The sequence below is a fragment of the Corallococcus caeni genome, assembly GCF_036245865.1.
GTDB classification, from domain to species: domain Bacteria; phylum Myxococcota; class Myxococcia; order Myxococcales; family Myxococcaceae; genus Corallococcus; species Corallococcus caeni.
Genome location: NZ_BTTW01000005.1, coordinates 588,397 through 604,977, shown reverse-complemented (window position 1 = coordinate 604,977; position 16,581 = coordinate 588,397). Strand labels below are relative to the sequence as shown.

Here is a 16,581-nt window from a genome sequence, read left to right as displayed (position 1 = left end):
GCGCACTACATATTCCCCATGTCGACGGAAGACCTCCTCCGGCTGGACCTGCAGCTGTGCTTCCCGCTCTACGCGGCGTCGCGCGCGATGGTGCAGGCCTACACGCCGCTCCTGGCGAAGCTGGGGCTCACCTATCCGCAGTACCTGGTGATGCTGGTGCTGTGGGAGACGGACGGGGTCACGGTGAAGGAGCTGGGGGAGAAGCTGTACCTGGACTCGGGGACGCTCACGCCGCTGCTCAAGCGGCTGGAGGCGCAGGGCTTCGTGCGCCGCGAGCGCTCCACGCAGGACGCGCGGTCGGTGACGGTGTCGCTCACCGCGCAGGGCAAGGGGCTGCGCCGCAAGGCCGCGGCCATCCCGGAGGCCATCGTCTGCCGCACGGGTTTGACGCTGGAGGAGCTGTCGCGGCTGCGCCGGGACATCCAGCGGCTGTTCGAGAAGGTTTCTTCACGCAGCGCTTGAGACACACGCGGTTTCCACTCACGACGTCACGAAGGAGCAACACCATGGCCCCGGTCCAGATCTCGCCGCTCTACTCCACCACCGCCATCACGCACGGCGGCCGCAACGGCCGGCTGCTGCTGCCTGAGAGCCCGCTGGACGGCCTGGAGCTGGCCATGCCGAAGCAGCTGGGCGGCTCCGGCAAGACGACGGCCACCAACCCCGAGCAGCTCTTCGCCGCGGGCTTCTCCTCCTGCTTCGAGAGCGCGCTGCGCCTGGTCGCGGGCAAGGCCGGCAAGAAGCTGGATGAGAAGGCCGGCGTGAAGGCCACCGTCACCATCGGCAAGACGCCCGAGGGCGGCTTCGGCCTGGCGGTGGAGCTCACGGGCATCCTCCCGGGCGTCCCCCGCGAGGAGGCGCAGCAGCTGATGGAGGCGGCCCACCAGGTGTGCCCGTACTCCAACGCCACGCGCGGCAACATCGAGGTGAAGGTCTCCGTCGCGGAGTAGTCCTTCACGGACCCGGGCTCTCCTCTGCTGGGAGGGCTCGCGGTTCGGCCGGCAGGAACGCCAGCAGGTTGTTCTGGATGTTCTGGCAGATGGTGTCGAGCGGCAGGTCGTTGTCGTCCGTGCCGAAGGGGTCTTCAATCTCGACGCCGATCTCCTCGATGCCGAAGAAGACGTACGCCACCACGAAGGTGGCCACCACTGTCACCCAGCCAAAAGTGTCCACCAGCGCGAAGGGCAGGGTGAAGCAGTAGAGGATGAGCGCGCGCCGCAGGTGCACCATGTACGCGAAGGGCATGGGCGTGCGGTGGATGCGCTCACAACCCCCCAGGTAGTCGATGAGCAATTGGACGTTCTGGTCCAACTGCATCTGGACGTACTCCGGATACAGCCCCTGGCGGCGGCCTTCATCCAGCACGGCGGTCATCCGGCGGGCCACGGCGAGCGGCACGTGCTGGGCCTTGAGCACGCCGGCCACCTCCCCCGGGGGCAGGGTGTCCGTGTGCGGGCCGACATGCCGCTGCTGGCCGCGCAGCCACGCGGCGGCGGCGAAGGGGAACGCGGCCGTCCAGCGCACCAGCGGGGCGTAGAGCGGCGTCCTGCCCAGGAACACCTCCGACGCGCGCGCCAGGTTGCGCGTCTCGTTGACGATGCCGCCCCACAGCTTGCGGCCCTCCCAGAAGCGGTCATAGGAGGCGTTGGTGCGGAACACGAGCAGGAGGCTCAGCGAGATGCCCGCCAGCGTGTGCACCGTCGGGGCCACGCCCACGTTGCGCACGTGCTGTGAGAAGCCCACCACGGCCGCGGCCCAGACGACGCACATCAACACGCGACCGACGATCTCCTTCACCATCGAACCGCGCAGGTAGTGGAAGTAGCTCCACCAGCGATGCGGGTCATACTCAACCATGTGGGGTCCATCCTCCGGGTCGGGGGCGCGCATGCTAACCGCACCGCGACGCGTCGCGAGCGGCGCTTTGCGAGATTGCGGATGCCTGACGTTTCGGGTGATGGCCGGGCGTCGGGGGCATCGGCTAAGGAGGAGGACGGTCCGCTCATTCTCCTCATGGAGGAGTCCCCATGCGCCGTCACCTCACGCCCCTGCTGATGTTCCTCGCCGCCACCGCGGGCGGTTGCAGCTTCATGCGTACGGACGTGCTCCTGGACACGCTCAACACCCCGGACGCGTCGCCGCCCAAGGACATGCCGTCCCGGGTGCCGGCGGTGGAGCGCGTGGCGGGGATGACGCGCGCGCAGCTGACGGACTCCTACGTGGATCCGGCGCGCGCGGGCGCGTGGATGGAGGCGCTGGGCGCGGCTCCGGAGGCCGTGCTGGACATGACCGCGTGCCTGGTCCAGCACGCGGGCAACGACACGGCGTCCTGCTATGAGAACGCCGAGCGCACGGGCTACGTGGACCGGGCGGTGAAGGCGTCCGTGTGGGGCGTGCCGCCGCCGGTGCAGTCCCTCTCCGAGGCGTCGCCGGCCGTGGAGGAGGTGGACGCGCAGCGCTTCCTCGCGAACACGCTGGGCATCGGCCCGTCGCTGGCGGCGCTGCAGCAGTCGCTGGAGGTGCCGCTGACGCGCGAGGTGCTCGCGCAGGGCATCCAGAAGGGCGCGGCGTCCGCGGCCGCGTACGTGCGAGCGCGCTCGTGGCGCCGGGACCTCCAGCGGCCCAGCAACGCGGTGGTGCTGAGCGGCGGCGGGGCCAACGGCGCGTTCAGCGCGGGGGCCATCTGGCGGCTCTTGGGCATCCTGGAGCAGTGCCGGGGCAAGCCCGCGCCGGAGGGCTGCGGGGACGCGCGCATCGACCTGGCGGCGGGCACGAGCACGGGCGCGCTCATCAGCACGCTGGTGGACCTGTTCCACACGCCGGGCCAGGAGGCGAACGCGCGCAAGCAGCTGCTGGGCAACTACACGTGCACGGTGGAGTCGGACCTGTACTGCGTGAACTCCACGTGGCTGTGGAACCTGGCGGAGGACACGCGGGGGCTGGTGCGGTTCGACGGCATCTTCTCGAAGCTGGATCAGTTCATCCAGCCGGAGATGTTGCACAACGGCACGGAGCTGGTGTCGGTGTCGGTGGACTTCCAGACGGGCGACGTGTTCAGCGTGAGCGACCAGGACCCGGCGGACTTCAAGGCGGGCGCGTCCGACAAGCTGCGCAAGGGCGGGATGACGAACGCCATCGTGGCGTCCATCGCGGAGCCGGTGCTGTCGAACCCGGTGGGCGTGCTGCCGTCGGCGGCGGGCGACCGCACGGGGACGTACTACGACGGCGGGGTGCGCTCGGGGCTGCCGCTGCTGCAGGCGGTGCAGCGCGGGGCGGAGCGCGTGCTGGTGATTTCGACGGGTGGGGCGAACCCGTCGCCGTCGGCGGATCCGAAGAACGCGATGAGCGTGCTGATGCGCACCATTGACCTGTTCGTGGCGCAGCCGCGCGTGGGCGAGGTGCAGCAGGCGGAGTTGCTCGCGGTGACGCGCCGGCTGGGCGAGTACAACGTCTGCACGCTGCGCGGCGCGACCGAGGACTTCTGCCGCCGCAAGGGCCCGGGCTTCCAGCCGCCGTCGCTGGGGCCGGGGGCGGGGCAGTCGGTGTGGATGGGCTCGGCGCGCTTCGACCAGGTGGCAACCAGCTGGCGCAGCGCGTGGATGTTCAAGCCGGAGACGGGCCTGGCGACGGCGAGCGGCTACTCCTTCACGCCGGAGGTGATGCAGCCGCTCTTCGTGGCGGGCGTGGAGTCCCTGCAGAAGCGCTGCGCGGAGGTGCTGTCCCTGTTCGGCATCCAGGGCACGCTGGCGGCGAAGGAGTGCGCGCGCCCGCTGGTGGAGGTGGCGGACGAGGCGCGCGAGGCGCTCCCGTCCGTGGCGCAGTGCCGCGCGGACAAGCCGGAGCGCCGCACGTGTGACTGACGCTACTGCCCGCCGTCCTTGACCCACCTGCCCCAGCCCGCGAGCGCGGTGCTGTCCTCGGCCACGCGCTTGCCCTTCGGCGGGGCGCGGAAGACGGCGTCGGAGAGCGGGGTGAAGCGGGCCTCGTCCGCGAGCCCCTGGAGCGCGGTGCCCCACGGCTCCGCGGCGTAGTGGGTGACCTGCACGCGGCGCTCGGCGCCCTCGCCCGCGGGCGCTTCGAAGACGACGGCGGGGATGGGGTGCTGGGCGACGGTGAAGGTCTCGCGGCGCGACGGCGCGGTGCCGGCGGTGACGGGCGGCCACTGCTGCGGCTGGCTGACGGCCTCGCTGACCGCGTCGAGCACGGCCTCTTCCAGGGGCGTGGTTTCGGCGTCCTGGAAGTCCGCGCACGGCGCGTCGCCGGTGGGGCTGGTGGCCTCCTTGCGCAGGAGGAAGCCGCCCTCCGCGCCCAGGCAGACGCGGCGCACGGAGGCCGTGCCGGAGAGGTCCTGGCGCACGTCGTACCAGGTGCCCGGGCCCCACGCGTGGTCGAGCATGGGCACGGTGCCCGCGCCGTCGGTGCCCTGGCGGAAGGACACGAGCGTGAGCTGCTGGCTGCCGCTGGCGCCGAAGCCGGAGAGCGTGGTGCTGGCGTCGAGCAGGCCGTGGGTGAGGTACAGCGGTCCGGGCTCGGTGGCGTAGAGGCGGTTCTGGAGGGGGCCGTCGCTGGGGCGGCGGTCGTCCAGGAAGCGGCGCGCGTCCCACGCACGGCCGGCGGCGGTGGTCTGTTCGGTGGAGCGTTGGCCGCGGTGTTCCTCCTTCCACGGCTGCGTCAACTCCAGGCGCATGGGCAGCACGCGGGGCTGGGAGAGGCGCGGGTGGAGCAGGGGCCTGCCCTGATCATCCGTGAAGGTGACGGTGAGCCACGCCCACGGCGCCTGCACGGCGACGACCTCCAGCGCGACATGGCCGGCCACGCCCACGCCGGTGTCCGAGCCCGGGCGGCCCCGGTGGGCGGAGAAGGCGTACTCCACGCGGTCGCCCACGCGGGCGCGCTGCCACGGTGACGGCGTGGCGGTGGTCTCTTCGGGAGTGGGCGCGCCCGCGTCCGGCACGGAGGCCTGGGTGGGGACGGAGGCGTCGGGCGGTTCGGTGGCGGTGGTGCCGTCGGAGGGGGAGACGGCACGGGGCTTCATGCTCTCGCAGCCGGTGCTCAGGAGGAGCGCGGAGCACAGCAGGAGGGGAGCGCGGAAGAGGGGGCGTCGCATGCGGCCGTTAGATACACGGAGCCCCGCGCGGATCCGCGTGGACGGTGGCCGCGTGTTCGGGGTCAACGTGTGCTGGAAGACAGCTCGGAGGGCTCCATCCACGTGCCCCAGCCCGAGAGTCTGGAGCTTGAGATGAAATGGTGCACGCCTGCCCAGGGTTGCCAGACCGTCTCCTCGGACACCTGGTTGAAGCGGACTTCCATGGGGAGCCCTCGGAGCACGGGGCTCCACACGTCGGTGGCGAAGGCCCGGACGGCCACCTTGAGGCTGACGTACTCCTGCCCATTCGGGGTTTCGTCGAGATAGACCGGCAAGGCGTCCTGCCCCAGCTGAAGCCGTCCCTGCCGCGGGAGAGGCCTTCCGTCATTGAGAGGCGGCCAGGTGGGCACGCCGACGGTCTTGTTGACGAGGTTGAGCAGGGCGTCCTCCAGCGATAGGACCGCCGCTCCCTGGAAGTGCTCGCACCGCTTACCGGTTGGCGGCCGGGTCCAGATCTTGCGCCGCAGGTAGCCCTGTTCCGCGTCCAGGCAGACGCGCTTATCGGAGACGCCCTGGTGGGTCCGCTCCCGTATCTCGTACCAGGTGCCGGGGCCCCAAGGGTGGTCCATGGCGGGAGGCGTTCCCTGGGTGGCACCGGAGCCCCGCTGGAAGGACACGAGCGTGAGCGAGTGAATGGCGAAATCGCTGGGGCTGACCGCGCCGAAGTAGATCCTGAGCAGGCCGTTGGTGAGATAGAGCGGGCCGGGAGTCGTGGCATAGAGCCATTGCTGCATGGGGCCATCCCCCAAGGAATCGTCACGGGCGAACTGCCGTGCGCTCCAATGTTGACCGGCGGCAAAGGCCCAGACGCGGGTGATGCTGGTGCTGCCGTCCTTGATGGGATCGGGGAGATTGGGTGGGGCCTCCCCCATGCGCATGGGCAGCACGAAGTCGTGGCTCAGGAACGGATGCGGATGGGGCTGGCCGTCATTCCGCGCGATGCGGATGGAGAGCCAGACCCAGGGAGCCTGGACGGCGACGACCTCCACGAAGAGCTGGCCCGCCGAGGAGCTGCCTCCCCGGCCCGAGCCGGAGACGGCCGCGTCGAAGACATACTCCACGCGGTCTCCCACGCGAGCGTCCTGCCAGGACTTGGGGGCTTCCTCCGTGGAACTTCCGGGAGGGAACTCCGTCACGCTGATGAAGCCCCTGGGCCGGGAAGCCCCGCAGCCCATGAGCAGGACCAGGGCCACCCATGCCACCGCGATGAATCCCTGGCGAAAAGACAGTCGTTGCATCGCTACTCCACGGTGATCTCCCGGTAGACCACGTCACTGGGGCCCAGCCGGTTCACGGTGTCGACGAAGCGCTCGGAGACGACGATGCGGGTGGTTTCTTCCACGCCGAAGAGGTCCAGGTCCTTGGGGATGGATTCACCCAGCAGCCAGCGCTCCGGTGGGAGCGAGAAGCCGTGGCGTCCGCAGTACTCGCAGGTGGCCACCCGATCCTGGATGCAGGCGGGATGCAGCTTCACCAGGGGGCGCGCTTCCAGTTCGTATTGCGGAAGCTCCTTCGTACGGCGGTTCCGCAGGTCAGCCCGGACCGGGATGATGCCTTTGAGTCCTGCGTCCTGAAGTGCTGTGAGCGTGTCCTCCCGCACCAGCACTTCCCACGAAGGCCTCGCGGTGATGGGACCGAACTTGCCCATCGCTGTTCCTACCAGGGGACCGAAGCTACAGCCCGGCTCAAGAGGAAGTTCTGGTGGCACGAACGGGCGCACCAAGGCCGCACGCCGCGCGTACTCCTCCCGCGGTTGGGGCCATCCGCTCGTCAGCACGTCGCTCTCCGTCAGGTTGGACAGGTCCACCGACGCATAGGCCAACATGCCGCCCCAGGGCGTGCAGCGGGGACAGTCGACTCCCGGTAGGCACCACTTGCGCGTGGCCCGGTACGTGCCGCTCCACTGCCTGGAGTCGGGATCCCTGGGATCGGCCAATTCGAAGTAGCGCACCGCTCAGTCCTCCACCGGAATGGGCGCGAGGTCCACCTGCTGCCAGTAGGTCATGGTCAGGCCAAAGAGACCGTATTTCTGAATCATCAGGGAGGCCTGCTCGAAGTGTGCCTCCTGCGCGGCGAAGGCTCCTTTCGAAACAATGTAGCTCCACCATTCCTGGTTCCATGGGCCGCCATCCGCTCCACGGTGGATGCGCTTGTGCAGTTCCGCATCAATGGCAATGACGTATTGGTGGATGTCGATGCCCTTGTTGACGAAGTGTTTCTTGAACGCCTGCGGGAAGATGTGGTGCCGCTCCTTGGGCCGCTTCGCCCACTCCTCCAGCGCCTTCTGCCGCTTCACCTCGCTGGGCAGCTTCTCGCGCGGATACCAGCGGAACACCATGACGGGAGTCGCATCGCCCGGCAGGCCCTGAGCACTGCCCCACGTCCGCTGCGGCCCACTGCCCGGAGCCACGAACACCGGCGGCGCGAGCGCTCCCCGCGTGCGCACCACGCGGCCCGGCTCCAAGTCCTCGCACCGGAACAACGCGCAGGCCCCATCCACGCACAGCGGCGCGAGGCACTGGTCCTCGTCTCCGTCCGCGCACTCACTCCCAGTCTCCGCCTCCGCCCAGAAGACCTCCGGCGAGAACGCCGTCGAGGAGGGTGTCGACGCACAGCTCCAGAGCAGCCCTACCCACAGCCAACACAGTCCGCGCATGCATCTCCCGGGAATGACGCTCCGGCAGCATGCCAGGGCGGCCATCCCCACCCGGAGTGGAACCCCGTCCCCCGGCACTGCTAGACCAGACCCCACGTCCACACCGCACCCGGAGCCCCGCGCATGCCTTCGCCCCTGTCCATCCGCCGTGTCGTCCTCTACAAGCACGGCGTCGGCTACTTCGAGCGCCGGGGGAAGGTGACCGGCAGCGAGACCGCGCACCTGGACTTCAAGGCGCGCGACATGAACGACGTCCTCAAGTCCATGACCGTGCTGGACTTGAACGGCGGCTCCGTGTCCGCCGTGAGCTACGACTCCACCAAGCCCCTGGAGCAGCTCCTCTCCGAAGCCACCATCCGCATCCCCGAACACGGCAGCCTCACCGCGCTGCTCGGCCAGGTGAAGGGCGCCCGCGTGCGCGCTCGCGTTGGCGCCGCGCAGGTGGAGGGCGCCATCGTCGGCCTCGAGTCCCTGCCCGTCGTGCAGGGGGAAGCGAGCGTCGTGCGCCCCTTCCTCACGCTGCTCGTCGGCGCGTCGCTGCGCACCTTCGACGTGCTGGAGCTGGGCGAACTGGAGTTCCTCGACGAGGCCGTGCGCAAGGACCTGGAGTTCTACCTGGCCACCGTCATGTCCTCGTACAAGAAGGACTCCAAGCGGCTGTCCATCCTCACCGCCGGAGAGGGCTCGCGCGAGCTGTTCGTCAGCTACGTGCTGGAGTCCCCCGTGTGGAAGACCAGCTACCGCATCCTCCTGGACGAGGGGAAACCGCCCCTCCTCCAGGGCTGGGCCCTGGTGGACAACACCGGCGACGAGGACTGGGTGGACGTGGAGCTGTCCCTCATCGCCGGCCTGCCCGTGTCCTTCGTCCACGACCTCTACAACCCCCGCTACCTGCGCCGCCCCGTCGTGGAGGTGCGCTCGGAGACCGGCGTCGCGCCCGTCATCCCCCAGGAGGCCCACGAGAGCGCCTTCGAGCCCGCCATGGACATGGAGGCCGAAGACGGCTTCGGCAGCCAGGGCGCCGCCCCCATGGCCAGCATCATGCCCATGGCCGCGCCCGCCCCGGCCCCCCGCATGCGGGCCAAGGGCGGCCCCATGATTGGCGGCGGCGGCCGCGGTGGCATGCGCGAGACGCTGGAGCAGAGCACCGCCGTGACGACGCTGACGAAGGAGGTGGGCGACCTCTTCGAGTACGGCGTGGATCGCCCCGTCACCGTGCACCGCAACCAGAGCGCGCTCGTGCCCATCCTGCACCGCCCCTTCGAGGGCCGCCGCGTGCTGCTCTACAACCGCTCCACGCGTGAGAAGAACCCGATGGCCTGCATCGAGTTCAAGAACACCACCGGCCTCACGCTGGAGGGCGGCCCCGTCACCATCACCGAGGACGAGACCTACGTGGGCGAGGCGATGCTCGACACCCTCAAGCCCGACGACGTGCGCTTCGTCCCCTACGCCGTCGAGCTGTCCTGCACCGTGTCCGTGGAGCAGGACCTGGAGGACGGCCCGGTGTTCCGCGCGCGGCTCGGCCGGGGCACGCTCATCGTGGAGTTCTTCCACCAGCGCCGCACGAAGGTCCTCGCGCGCAACAAGGCGAAGCGTCCCCAGGTGCTCTACGTGGAGCACCCGCGCACCGGCTGGGAGCTGAAGGACACGGCCGCCCCCGCGGAGACGACGGACGGCTTCTGGCGCTTCAAGCGCGAGCTGGCCCCGGGCGCCTCCGACACGCTCACCGTCACCGAGCGCACCAAGGGACAGCGCCAGTACTACCTCGGCAACCTGGGGCTGGAGGAGGTGACGTTCTTCCTCGACTCGCGCTTCATCGACCCGCGCGTCGCCCAGGCCCTGCGCGACGTGGTGGCCATGCGCGAGAAGCTCTCCCAGGTCACCCGCGACGTGCAGCGGCTGGACGAGGAGCGCACCCAGCTCTTCAAGGACCAGGAGCGGATCCGCTCCAACATCGACTCGCTCAAGAGCGGCGCGTCCCAGCGCGAGCTGGTGGAGCGCTTCGTCACCAAGCTCAACGCGCAGGAGGACCGGCTGGAGAGCATCGGCCGGGAGCTGGAGCGACTCGAGCAGGAGCGCACCCGTCTGCAGACGGAGGCGAACCAGCGCATCGAGTCGCTCTCCTACGAAGCGGACCTGTAGCTACTTCGCGTCCGCGCGGAACACCTCGCGGCCCGCGACCACCGTCAGCCGGACCTGCCCGGTGAGCAGGTCCGCCGGGGGCGCGTCCACGGGGTCCACCGACAGCGCCACGAAGTCCGCGTCCATGCCCGGCTTCAGCCGGCCGCGCTGCCCTTCCGCGAAGGACGCCCAGGCCGCGCCCGCGGTGAAGCCCTCCAGCGCCTCCTCACCGCTCAGGCGCTGATCCGGCTGCCACCCGCCCGGCGGCTGGCCACTGGCGTCCTGCCGCGTGCGCGCCGCGTACAGCCCCGCGAGCACGTCCGGCCGCTCCACCGGGAAGTCGCTGCCCAGCGCCAGCACCGCGCCCGCGGCCTTCAGCTTCTGCCACGCATAGGCGCCCTGGATGCGGTCCGGGCCCACGCGCTTCTGCGCCCAGGGCATGTCGCTGGTGGCGTGCGTGGGCTGCACGCTCGCGACGAAGCCGTTCGCGCCCAGCCGGGAGATGTCCTCGGCGGTCATGATCTGCGCGTGCTCCACGCGGGGGCGCGCGTCCTTCGTCCCCGTGGCCGCCAGCTCACGCAGCACCGTGTCCAGCACCAGCGTGTTGGCGCGGTCGCCAATCGCATGCGTCGCCACCTGGAAGCCGCGGCCCACGAAGGCGTGCACGCGCGCGGCGTACTCCTCCGGGGACAGGAGCAGCAGGCCGCGGTGGCCGGGCTCGTCGCTGTAGGCCGCGCCCAGCGCCGCGCCCCGGCTGCCCAGCGCGCCGTCCAGGAGGAGCTTCACCGCGCGCATCGTCAGGAGCTTCCCCTGGAAGGGGCCGTCCTTGAGGTACTGCACGCGGTCGTCCGTCTGGCCATCCGCCATGGCGTAGACGCGCAGGGGCAGGGTGCCCGCCTTGTCCCAGGCCTGGAGCAGGCGGAAGGTCCGCAGGTCCATGCCGGCGTCGTGCACGCCGGTGAGCCCCACGCGCGCGCAGTGCTCCAGCGCCGCGCGCAGGTGCGCCTCGTGCTGCTCACGCGTGGGCGGGGGCAGCACCTTCAGCGCCAGGTCCATGGCGTTGTCGATGAGCACGCCGCTGGGGTCGCCCTCCGGCAGGCGCACGATGGTGCCGCCCTCCGGGTCCTTCGTGTCGCGGGTGATGTTCGCGCGCTTGAGCGCCGCGCCGTTGAGCCACAGCGCGTGCCCGTCGATGCGCCACAGCGCCACGGGCGTGTCCTTCAGGTGCTCGCCCATGTCGAAGAGGGTGGGGAAGCGCGGGGTGGCCCAGTCGTTCTGGTCCCAGCCCTGACCCACCAGCCAGTCGCCCTGGTGCGCGGTGGACGGGGCCTTCTCCAGCCGCTGGCGCACCTCCTCCAGGGACGTGGTACCCTCCAGCCGCACGCTCGCGAGCGCCTGACCCAGCCCGGCCAGGTGCCCGTGCGAATCCGTGAGGCCCGGCACCACCGTCGCGTCGCCCAGCTCCACCACGCGCGCGGTGGCGCCCGCGACGGCGAGCACCTCCTCGCGCGTGCCCACGGCCAGCACCTTGCCGTCGCGCACGGCGAGCGCCTGGGCCTCCGGCTTCGCGGCATCCAGCGTGCGGATGCGCCTGGCCACGTACACCGTGGGCGCGTCCTCGACCGCCTGCTCCGCGGGCGTTGCTTCCGGCACACGCCGGGAGCAGCCCGAAGCGCCCACCCACAGGACCAGCGCCCCCAGCATCCAACCGAGACGTCCTCGCATCATCCGCGCACCCGCCATGATCGTTCGCCCGGGAACCCGTCCCGGGACATCGCGCGGCACTCTGACGCACGCCCCGCGCGACGGCCAGTCCTGTGCGCCTGTCTGGTGACTACCGCGCCACGCGCAGCGTGTATGTGTAATCAATGGGCGCGCCGAAGGGCGCCAGGGCCCGCACGTTCACCACGTGCTCGCCCGGGGACAGCTGGAGCATCAGCCACCACCCGTCCGTCACGCCGCGCTGCTCGCCCCCCACGAGGCACGGGTCGGGAATCTTCCCCACGAGGCTGGGGTCCGCGTCGAAGGTGAACAGGCCGCTGGTGTGGCGGTGGCGGCGGGTGTCCACGCGCCGGCCGTCCACGGTGACCACCAGGTCCTGCGTGCCATTGTTGAAGTCGAGCGCGCCCTGGCGCAGGAAGTCCTCCAGCGTCTGGCCCGGCGCCGGTTCGAAGGACGGGTCGGGGCACGGGTAGTCATTGATGATGACCCACAGCGGCACCAGCACGGGCTTGTTCCGGGGGACGCGGCAGGTGCGCTGGTACGTGGTGTCCAGGTCGTAGGTGGGCACGAAGTAGACGGGGCCGTCCTGGTCCTCGTCGCAGTCCTGCTCCAGCCGCAGCATGGGGCTGCGGTCCGCCGGCACGCGGAAGTGCCAGCGGTACCACTCCTTCGCCCACGCGGTGATGGGGCGGCCGTACACGCGCGCTCCCGGTGGAAGGACGACCGCGCCCCAGGTCCGCGCGTCCGTCTCCAGCGCCTCCTCGGAGGCGGCGGGCTCCGCCGTCACCTCGTCCGCCAGGGGCTCCGGCGCGCAGCCCATGAGCCACCCCGTGAGCACCGCCACCGCGATGATGTTTCGCTGCATGTGTGGACCCCTCCTGTCTGAAAGAGGGCTCCAACCTACGGACGCACGGGCGCGCGGGATTGTACGTGCTTGCGCGGTCCACGCCCCGCGAGCGCCGCGGCCCGGTACTCGCCGGGCGTCACCCCCAGCGTGCGGCCGAAGTGTTTGATGAGGTGGCTCTGGTCCGTGAAGCCCGCCGCGAGCGCCACCTCCGCCATGGGCAGCGGCCCCGCCAGCAGCTCCTGCGCCAGCCGCAGCCGCAGGGCCCGCTGGAACACCTGCGGCGTCTGGCCGAACTGACGGTGGAACGCGCGCACCAGGTGCCACGGGCTGAGCCCCGCGACCCGCGCGAGCGCCTCCAGCGAGAGGTTGCGCGTGGGGTGGGCCTCCAGCAGCTCCCGCGCCCGCGTCACGCCCCGCGCGCACGCGGTGGACCGCCGCCGGTACGGCAGCCCCGAGTGCCGACGCAGCAGCGCCACCAGCAGCCCCAGCAGCCGCTCCTCGCGCTCCAGCAGGGACACCGCGCCGTCCTTCAGCGCGTCGAAGGTGACGGTGAAGCGCTCCATCAGCGCCGCGTCCTGGAGCATGGGCGACGCGAAGCCGGGCAGGGTGCCCGCGGGCGCTCCCGTCTCCTCCGCCGCGCGGATGAGCAGCGCGGGCGGGACGTAGAGGATGCGGTAGGCCCACCCGACGGTGGAGTCGGCGGCGTGGCCCTGGTGCATCTCCCCTGTCGACACGGCGAGGAGGCTGCCCACGGAGGCCACCACCCGCTGCCCCTGCAGGTGCATCGACTGCGCGCCCGCGTCGTAGGCGCACAGCGAGAAGACGTCATGCGAGTGCTTCGGAAAGGTCCACCGGGTGTAGGCCGCCCGGTGCAGCTCCAGTCCTGGCACCTCCGGGGCCACCCAGAAGCCGTCCTCTTGTTTCGCGCGTCGCATGTCGCCCCCCCGGCGGCGCCCCCGTCCAGGGGAAGGAGCGCACGTCGGACGCAAGCATAGGGACACGCGGCCCCGGAAGGGCGTATGGAACGGCGGGTGAGCACCGTTACCCCTCGCGGCATCTGTTTCGACCTGGACGGCACGCTGGTGGATTCGCTGCCGGACATCATCGACAGCTTCCTCCACGGCTTCACGCACCACGGCCTGCCGGTGCCCTCCGTCGCGGAGGTGCGGGCGCTCATCGGCCAGCCGCTGGAGGCCATGTACACGCGCTTCGCGCCCGAGCACGCCGCCACGCTCTGCGTGGCCTACCGCGAGCACTACCCTCTGAACTTCCACCGGCGCTCCCGGCCCTTCCCCGGCGTGGAGCGCGTGCTGCGCACCCTGCGCGAGCGGGGCTACCTGCTCGCCGTCGCCACCACCAAGCGCGGCGACATGGCGCGGCGCTTCGTGGACGCGATGGGATTGGGCGGCCTGCTGCACCACGTGCAGGGCACGGACGGCTTCCCGCACAAGCCCGCGCCGGACGTCATCCACCACGCCCTGAAGGCGCTGGGCACCGGCGGCCTGTGGATGGTGGGCGACACCACGCTGGACCTGCGCGCGGGCCAGGCCGCGGGCCTCAAGACCTACGCCGTGACGTGGGGCACGCACGCGCAGGACGAGCTGGCCACCGCCGCGCCGGACGAGCTCCAGCCGGACCTGGAGCGGCTGCTGCACCACCTGCCGCCGCTCGGCTGAAGCGCACGGCGCTCAGTGCTGCGTGCGCGGCTGGAGCGCCTGCACCTGCCGCACCTGCTGACGGCTGTTGAGCGGCAGGGCCGGCAGCGTGAGCTGATCCAATTCGCGCGGGCCGATGAGCTGCACCACGTCCTTGCGGAAGAACAGGTCCAGCGTCCAGCCCATGGCCACGCGCACCTTCGTCTCCAGCTTCGGCAGCTTGAACAGGTAGATGGTGCGCCAGAGCACCCACGCGAAGGTGCCGGAGAACTTCATCCCCAGGATGCGCGCCACCCCCGAGCGCCGGCCAATCGCCGCCAGCTGTCCCAGCATCTTGTAGCGCAGCGCCTTGCCCGGCTTGCCGTCCAGCGCCGCGCACACGTTGCGCGCCGCCACCAGCCCCTGGCGCAGCGCGTGCTGCGCGGTGGGCGGGCAGGGCTTGCCTCCGTTGGTGACGTCCGGCACCGACGCGCAGTCGCCCAGCGCCCACACGCCCGGGAAGCCGGGCACCTCCATGCGCTCGTTCACCTTGAGCCGCCCGCGCTCCTTCTCGCACGGCAGCGTCGCCATCAGGGACGGCGGCGTCACACCCGCGGTCCACACCACCGTCTTGGTGGGCACCACCGTGCCGTCCGGTAGCTCCACCCCCTCCTGCGTCACGTCCTTCACGTGGACGCCGGTGCGCACCTCCACGCCGTGCTCGATGAGCTTCTTGCGTGCGTACGCGCCCAGGTCCCTGCCCAGCTCCGGCAGCACCTCCTCGCCGCCGTGCACCAGCATCACGCGCACGTTGGCGTGCTGGATGTTCGGGTAGAAGGGCAGGGCGCCGTGGATGAAGTCGTTGATGGCGCCCGCCGTCTCCACGCCCGCGAAGCCGCCGCCCACCACCACGAAGGTGACGATGGCGTCGCGCTTGCCCGCCGTCACGCAGTCCGTGTCCGCCTCCTCCAGCCGGTCGATGAGGCAGTTGCGCAGCAGCATCGCGTCGCCCAGCGTCTTCATGGTCAGCGTGTAGTCGCGCGGGCCCGGCTTGCCGAAGAAGTTCGTCTCCGAGCCCAGGGCCAGGACCAGGTAGTCGTACGGCAGCGTGTGGCTGTGGCCGTCCAACCCGCCGTGCGCCACCGTGACCTTCTTCGCCTCCAGGTCCAGCCCGCTGACGTCGCCCTCCACGAACGTCAGGCGCGGCAGCAGCTTGCGCAGCGAAATGACGATGGCGGACGCGTTGACGTCGCTCGCGGCCACCTCGTGGAGCATGGGCGTGAAGAGGAAGAAGTTGTCGCGGCTGACGAGCGTCACCTCCACGTCGTCCCGATTGCCCAGCTGCCGCTCAAGGTGCAGCGCCGCGTACATCCCCGCGAAGCCGCCTCCCAGGATGAACACCCGCTTGCGAGGCGGCGGCGCCTCCACGCACAGCCCTGCCGACTTCGGGTCCGCCCCCATGCACGCCTCCTCATGACGCGAAGAACATCACCCCCCAATGTCGGGGCGCTCCTTCGCATCCGCACCCCCCGCGCGCGGGCGCCTGCCCTCCTACCCGCCGGACGGGCTCAGGGATGGTTCGGGTGCATCCGGTGCCGCCACGTCGTGCGCTGCGCCGTGTAGCGCGGGTTCTGGAAGAGCTTGATGAGCACCATGCCCGCCACGAACCCGCCGATGTGCGCCCACACGGCGACGCCGCCGGACACCTCCGGCCGCAGCGTCATCAGCTGCGGCAGGCCGGTGACGACCTGGAGCACGAACCACCACACCAGCACGGCCCACGCGGGGATGGGGAAGACGCGGATGAAGATGAAGAGGATGAACAGCATGTTCACCCGCACGCGCGGGTAGAGCACCAGGTACGCGCCCAGCACGCCCGCGATGGCGCCCGACGCGCCCACCGTGGGCACCGGCGACGTGGGGTCCACCGCCACGTGCGTCGCCGCCGCCACCAGTCCGCACAAGAGGTAGAACACGAGGAAGCGCAGGCGCCCCATGCTGTCCTCGATGTTGTTGCCGAAGACCCAGAAGAACAGCACGTTGCCCAAAAGGTGCCCCCAGCTGCCGTGCAGGAACATGGACGTGAGCGGCGTGAGGCGGTTGATGGCGTCGTTGTCCACCACGCACGCGAGCCCGTCCCCCAGCGGCACCGCCTGCCCCAGCGGCGCGCGGCCGGTGAGCTCCCCGGGCACCAGGCCCAGCTCGCAGATGCTGGTGGCCAGCCGCACCACGTTGAAGCCCGCGCCCTGGAAGAACACCCAGGTGAGCCCCAGGGCCGCGAGCAGCAGGTACGTCATCACCGGGGTGCGCAGGGTCGGGTTGTCGTCGCTGATGGGAATCATGTCCGCCCTCCAGCATGGCCCAACGTTGGATGCGCGGACGGTGTCGTGCACGCGGATGTGTGGCGCCCGACGCATGCGCCCGCGTCCGCCGGGAGGACGCCGGAGCGCGC

15 protein-coding genes are annotated in these 16,581 nt (G+C 70.8%); 5 read left to right on the top strand and 10 right to left on the bottom strand.

Features of this window, described 5'->3' with window-relative positions; genetic code table 11:
• The first annotated feature begins 18 nt into the window (after positions 1–18).
• A complete protein-coding gene (locus AABA78_RS23795) occupies positions 19–462 on the top strand; it encodes a MarR family winged helix-turn-helix transcriptional regulator (protein ID WP_338266060.1) in 444 nt (147 codons plus the stop codon).
• 44 nt (positions 463–506) lie between these two features.
• Complete coding sequence (locus tag AABA78_RS23790; protein WP_171421040.1) at positions 507–950, top strand: organic hydroperoxide resistance protein; 444 nt, start codon at positions 507–509, stop codon at positions 948–950.
• Between the two features lie 4 nt (positions 951–954).
• Here the strand turns inward: AABA78_RS23790 and AABA78_RS23785 are convergent, their stop codons facing one another.
• Positions 955–1,857 (bottom strand): bestrophin family protein, encoded by a 903-nt coding sequence (locus AABA78_RS23785; protein WP_338266056.1) that lies wholly within the window; start codon positions 1,855–1,857, stop codon positions 955–957.
• A 170-nt stretch (positions 1,858–2,027) separates the two neighbouring features.
• Here AABA78_RS23785 and AABA78_RS23780 point away from each other — a divergent pair, with 170 nt between their 5' ends.
• Positions 2,028–3,860 carry a patatin-like phospholipase family protein gene (locus tag AABA78_RS23780; RefSeq protein ID WP_338266055.1) on the top strand — a complete coding sequence of 611 codons (1,833 nt, stop codon included), beginning with the start codon at positions 2,028–2,030 and terminating at the stop codon, positions 3,858–3,860.
• A gap of 2 nt (positions 3,861–3,862) precedes the next feature.
• On the opposite strand, the gene AABA78_RS23775 is transcribed toward AABA78_RS23780, so the two are convergent.
• The 4 genes from AABA78_RS23775 to sitA6 all read right to left on the bottom strand — a co-directional run bounded on the left by AABA78_RS23775 (position 3,863) and on the right by sitA6 (position 7,802).
• Positions 3,863–5,107 (bottom strand): DUF6068 family protein, encoded by a 1,245-nt coding sequence (locus AABA78_RS23775; RefSeq protein ID WP_338266053.1) that lies wholly within the window; start codon positions 5,105–5,107, stop codon positions 3,863–3,865.
• A 62-nt stretch (positions 5,108–5,169) separates the two neighbouring features.
• Positions 5,170–6,384, bottom strand: a complete 1,215-nt coding sequence (locus AABA78_RS23770) for a DUF6068 family protein (RefSeq protein WP_338266051.1) — start codon at positions 6,382–6,384, stop codon at positions 5,170–5,172.
• 2 nt (positions 6,385–6,386) lie between these two features.
• Entirely contained in the window at positions 6,387–7,097 is a 711-nt protein-coding gene (gene sitI6, locus AABA78_RS23765) for a SitI6 family double-CXXCG motif immunity protein (RefSeq protein WP_338266049.1), read from the bottom strand.
• A gap of 3 nt (positions 7,098–7,100) precedes the next feature.
• Positions 7,101–7,802, bottom strand: coding sequence for a SitA6 family polymorphic toxin lipoprotein (gene sitA6 / locus AABA78_RS23760; protein ID WP_338266047.1), 702 nt, complete (start codon positions 7,800–7,802; stop codon positions 7,101–7,103).
• Positions 7,803–7,925: 123 nt separating this feature from the next.
• On the opposite strand from sitA6, the gene AABA78_RS23755 reads away from it, so the two are divergent.
• Positions 7,926–9,947, top strand: a complete 2,022-nt coding sequence (locus AABA78_RS23755; protein ID WP_338266045.1) for a hypothetical protein — start codon at positions 7,926–7,928, stop codon at positions 9,945–9,947.
• On the opposite strand, the gene AABA78_RS23750 is transcribed toward AABA78_RS23755, so the two are convergent.
• The 3 genes from AABA78_RS23750 to AABA78_RS23740 all read right to left on the bottom strand — a co-directional run bounded on the left by AABA78_RS23750 (position 9,948) and on the right by AABA78_RS23740 (position 13,430).
• Positions 9,948–11,651, bottom strand: coding sequence for an amidohydrolase (locus AABA78_RS23750; RefSeq protein WP_338266244.1), 1,704 nt, complete (start codon positions 11,649–11,651; stop codon positions 9,948–9,950).
• Positions 11,652–11,760: 109 nt separating this feature from the next.
• Complete coding sequence (locus AABA78_RS23745; RefSeq protein ID WP_338266043.1) at positions 11,761–12,513, bottom strand: hypothetical protein; 753 nt, start codon at positions 12,511–12,513, stop codon at positions 11,761–11,763.
• A 35-nt stretch (positions 12,514–12,548) separates the two neighbouring features.
• Positions 12,549–13,430: an AraC family transcriptional regulator gene (locus tag AABA78_RS23740; protein WP_338266041.1), complete on the bottom strand. Its 882-nt coding sequence runs from the start codon at positions 13,428–13,430 to the stop codon at positions 12,549–12,551.
• 84 nt (positions 13,431–13,514) lie between these two features.
• Here AABA78_RS23740 and AABA78_RS23735 point away from each other — a divergent pair, with 84 nt between their 5' ends.
• The gene (locus tag AABA78_RS23735) at positions 13,515–14,171 is read left to right on the top strand and encodes an HAD family hydrolase (protein ID WP_370469480.1); all 657 of its coding nucleotides are present in this window, start codon (positions 13,515–13,517) and stop codon (positions 14,169–14,171) included.
• A gap of 12 nt (positions 14,172–14,183) precedes the next feature.
• Here AABA78_RS23735 and AABA78_RS23730 read toward each other — a convergent pair whose 3' ends face one another.
• Complete coding sequence (locus AABA78_RS23730; protein WP_338266037.1) at positions 14,184–15,590, bottom strand: NAD(P)/FAD-dependent oxidoreductase; 1,407 nt, start codon at positions 15,588–15,590, stop codon at positions 14,184–14,186.
• 107 nt (positions 15,591–15,697) lie between these two features.
• Positions 15,698–16,471, bottom strand: a complete 774-nt coding sequence (locus AABA78_RS23725) for a rhomboid family intramembrane serine protease (protein ID WP_338266035.1) — start codon at positions 16,469–16,471, stop codon at positions 15,698–15,700.
• Positions 16,472–16,581: the final 110 nt, after the last annotated feature.

Coding starts and splice junctions, on each gene's coding strand:
- AABA78_RS23790 (WP_171421040.1), top strand. CDS start 507: ATGGCCCCGGTCCAGATCTCGCCGCTCTACTCCACCACCGCCATCACG.
- AABA78_RS23735 (WP_370469480.1), top strand. CDS start 13,515: ATGGAACGGCGGGTGAGCACCGTTACCCCTCGCGGCATCTGTTTCGAC.
- AABA78_RS23750 (WP_338266244.1), bottom strand. CDS start 11,651: ATGCGAGGACGTCTCGGTTGGATGCTGGGGGCGCTGGTCCTGTGGGTG.
- AABA78_RS23775 (WP_338266053.1), bottom strand. CDS start 5,107: ATGCGACGCCCCCTCTTCCGCGCTCCCCTCCTGCTGTGCTCCGCGCTC.
- AABA78_RS23770 (WP_338266051.1), bottom strand. CDS start 6,384: ATGCAACGACTGTCTTTTCGCCAGGGATTCATCGCGGTGGCATGGGTG.
- AABA78_RS23780 (WP_338266055.1), top strand. CDS start 2,028: ATGCGCCGTCACCTCACGCCCCTGCTGATGTTCCTCGCCGCCACCGCG.
- AABA78_RS23730 (WP_338266037.1), bottom strand. CDS start 15,590: ATGGGGGCGGACCCGAAGTCGGCAGGGCTGTGCGTGGAGGCGCCGCCG.
- AABA78_RS23725 (WP_338266035.1), bottom strand. CDS start 16,471: ATGATTCCCATCAGCGACGACAACCCGACCCTGCGCACCCCGGTGATG.
- AABA78_RS23755 (WP_338266045.1), top strand. CDS start 7,926: ATGCCTTCGCCCCTGTCCATCCGCCGTGTCGTCCTCTACAAGCACGGC.
- sitA6 (WP_338266047.1), bottom strand. CDS start 7,802: ATGCGCGGACTGTGTTGGCTGTGGGTAGGGCTGCTCTGGAGCTGTGCG.
- AABA78_RS23795 (WP_338266060.1), top strand. CDS start 19: ATGTCGACGGAAGACCTCCTCCGGCTGGACCTGCAGCTGTGCTTCCCG.
- AABA78_RS23745 (WP_338266043.1), bottom strand. CDS start 12,513: ATGCAGCGAAACATCATCGCGGTGGCGGTGCTCACGGGGTGGCTCATG.
- AABA78_RS23740 (WP_338266041.1), bottom strand. CDS start 13,430: ATGCGACGCGCGAAACAAGAGGACGGCTTCTGGGTGGCCCCGGAGGTG.
- AABA78_RS23785 (WP_338266056.1), bottom strand. CDS start 1,857: ATGGTTGAGTATGACCCGCATCGCTGGTGGAGCTACTTCCACTACCTG.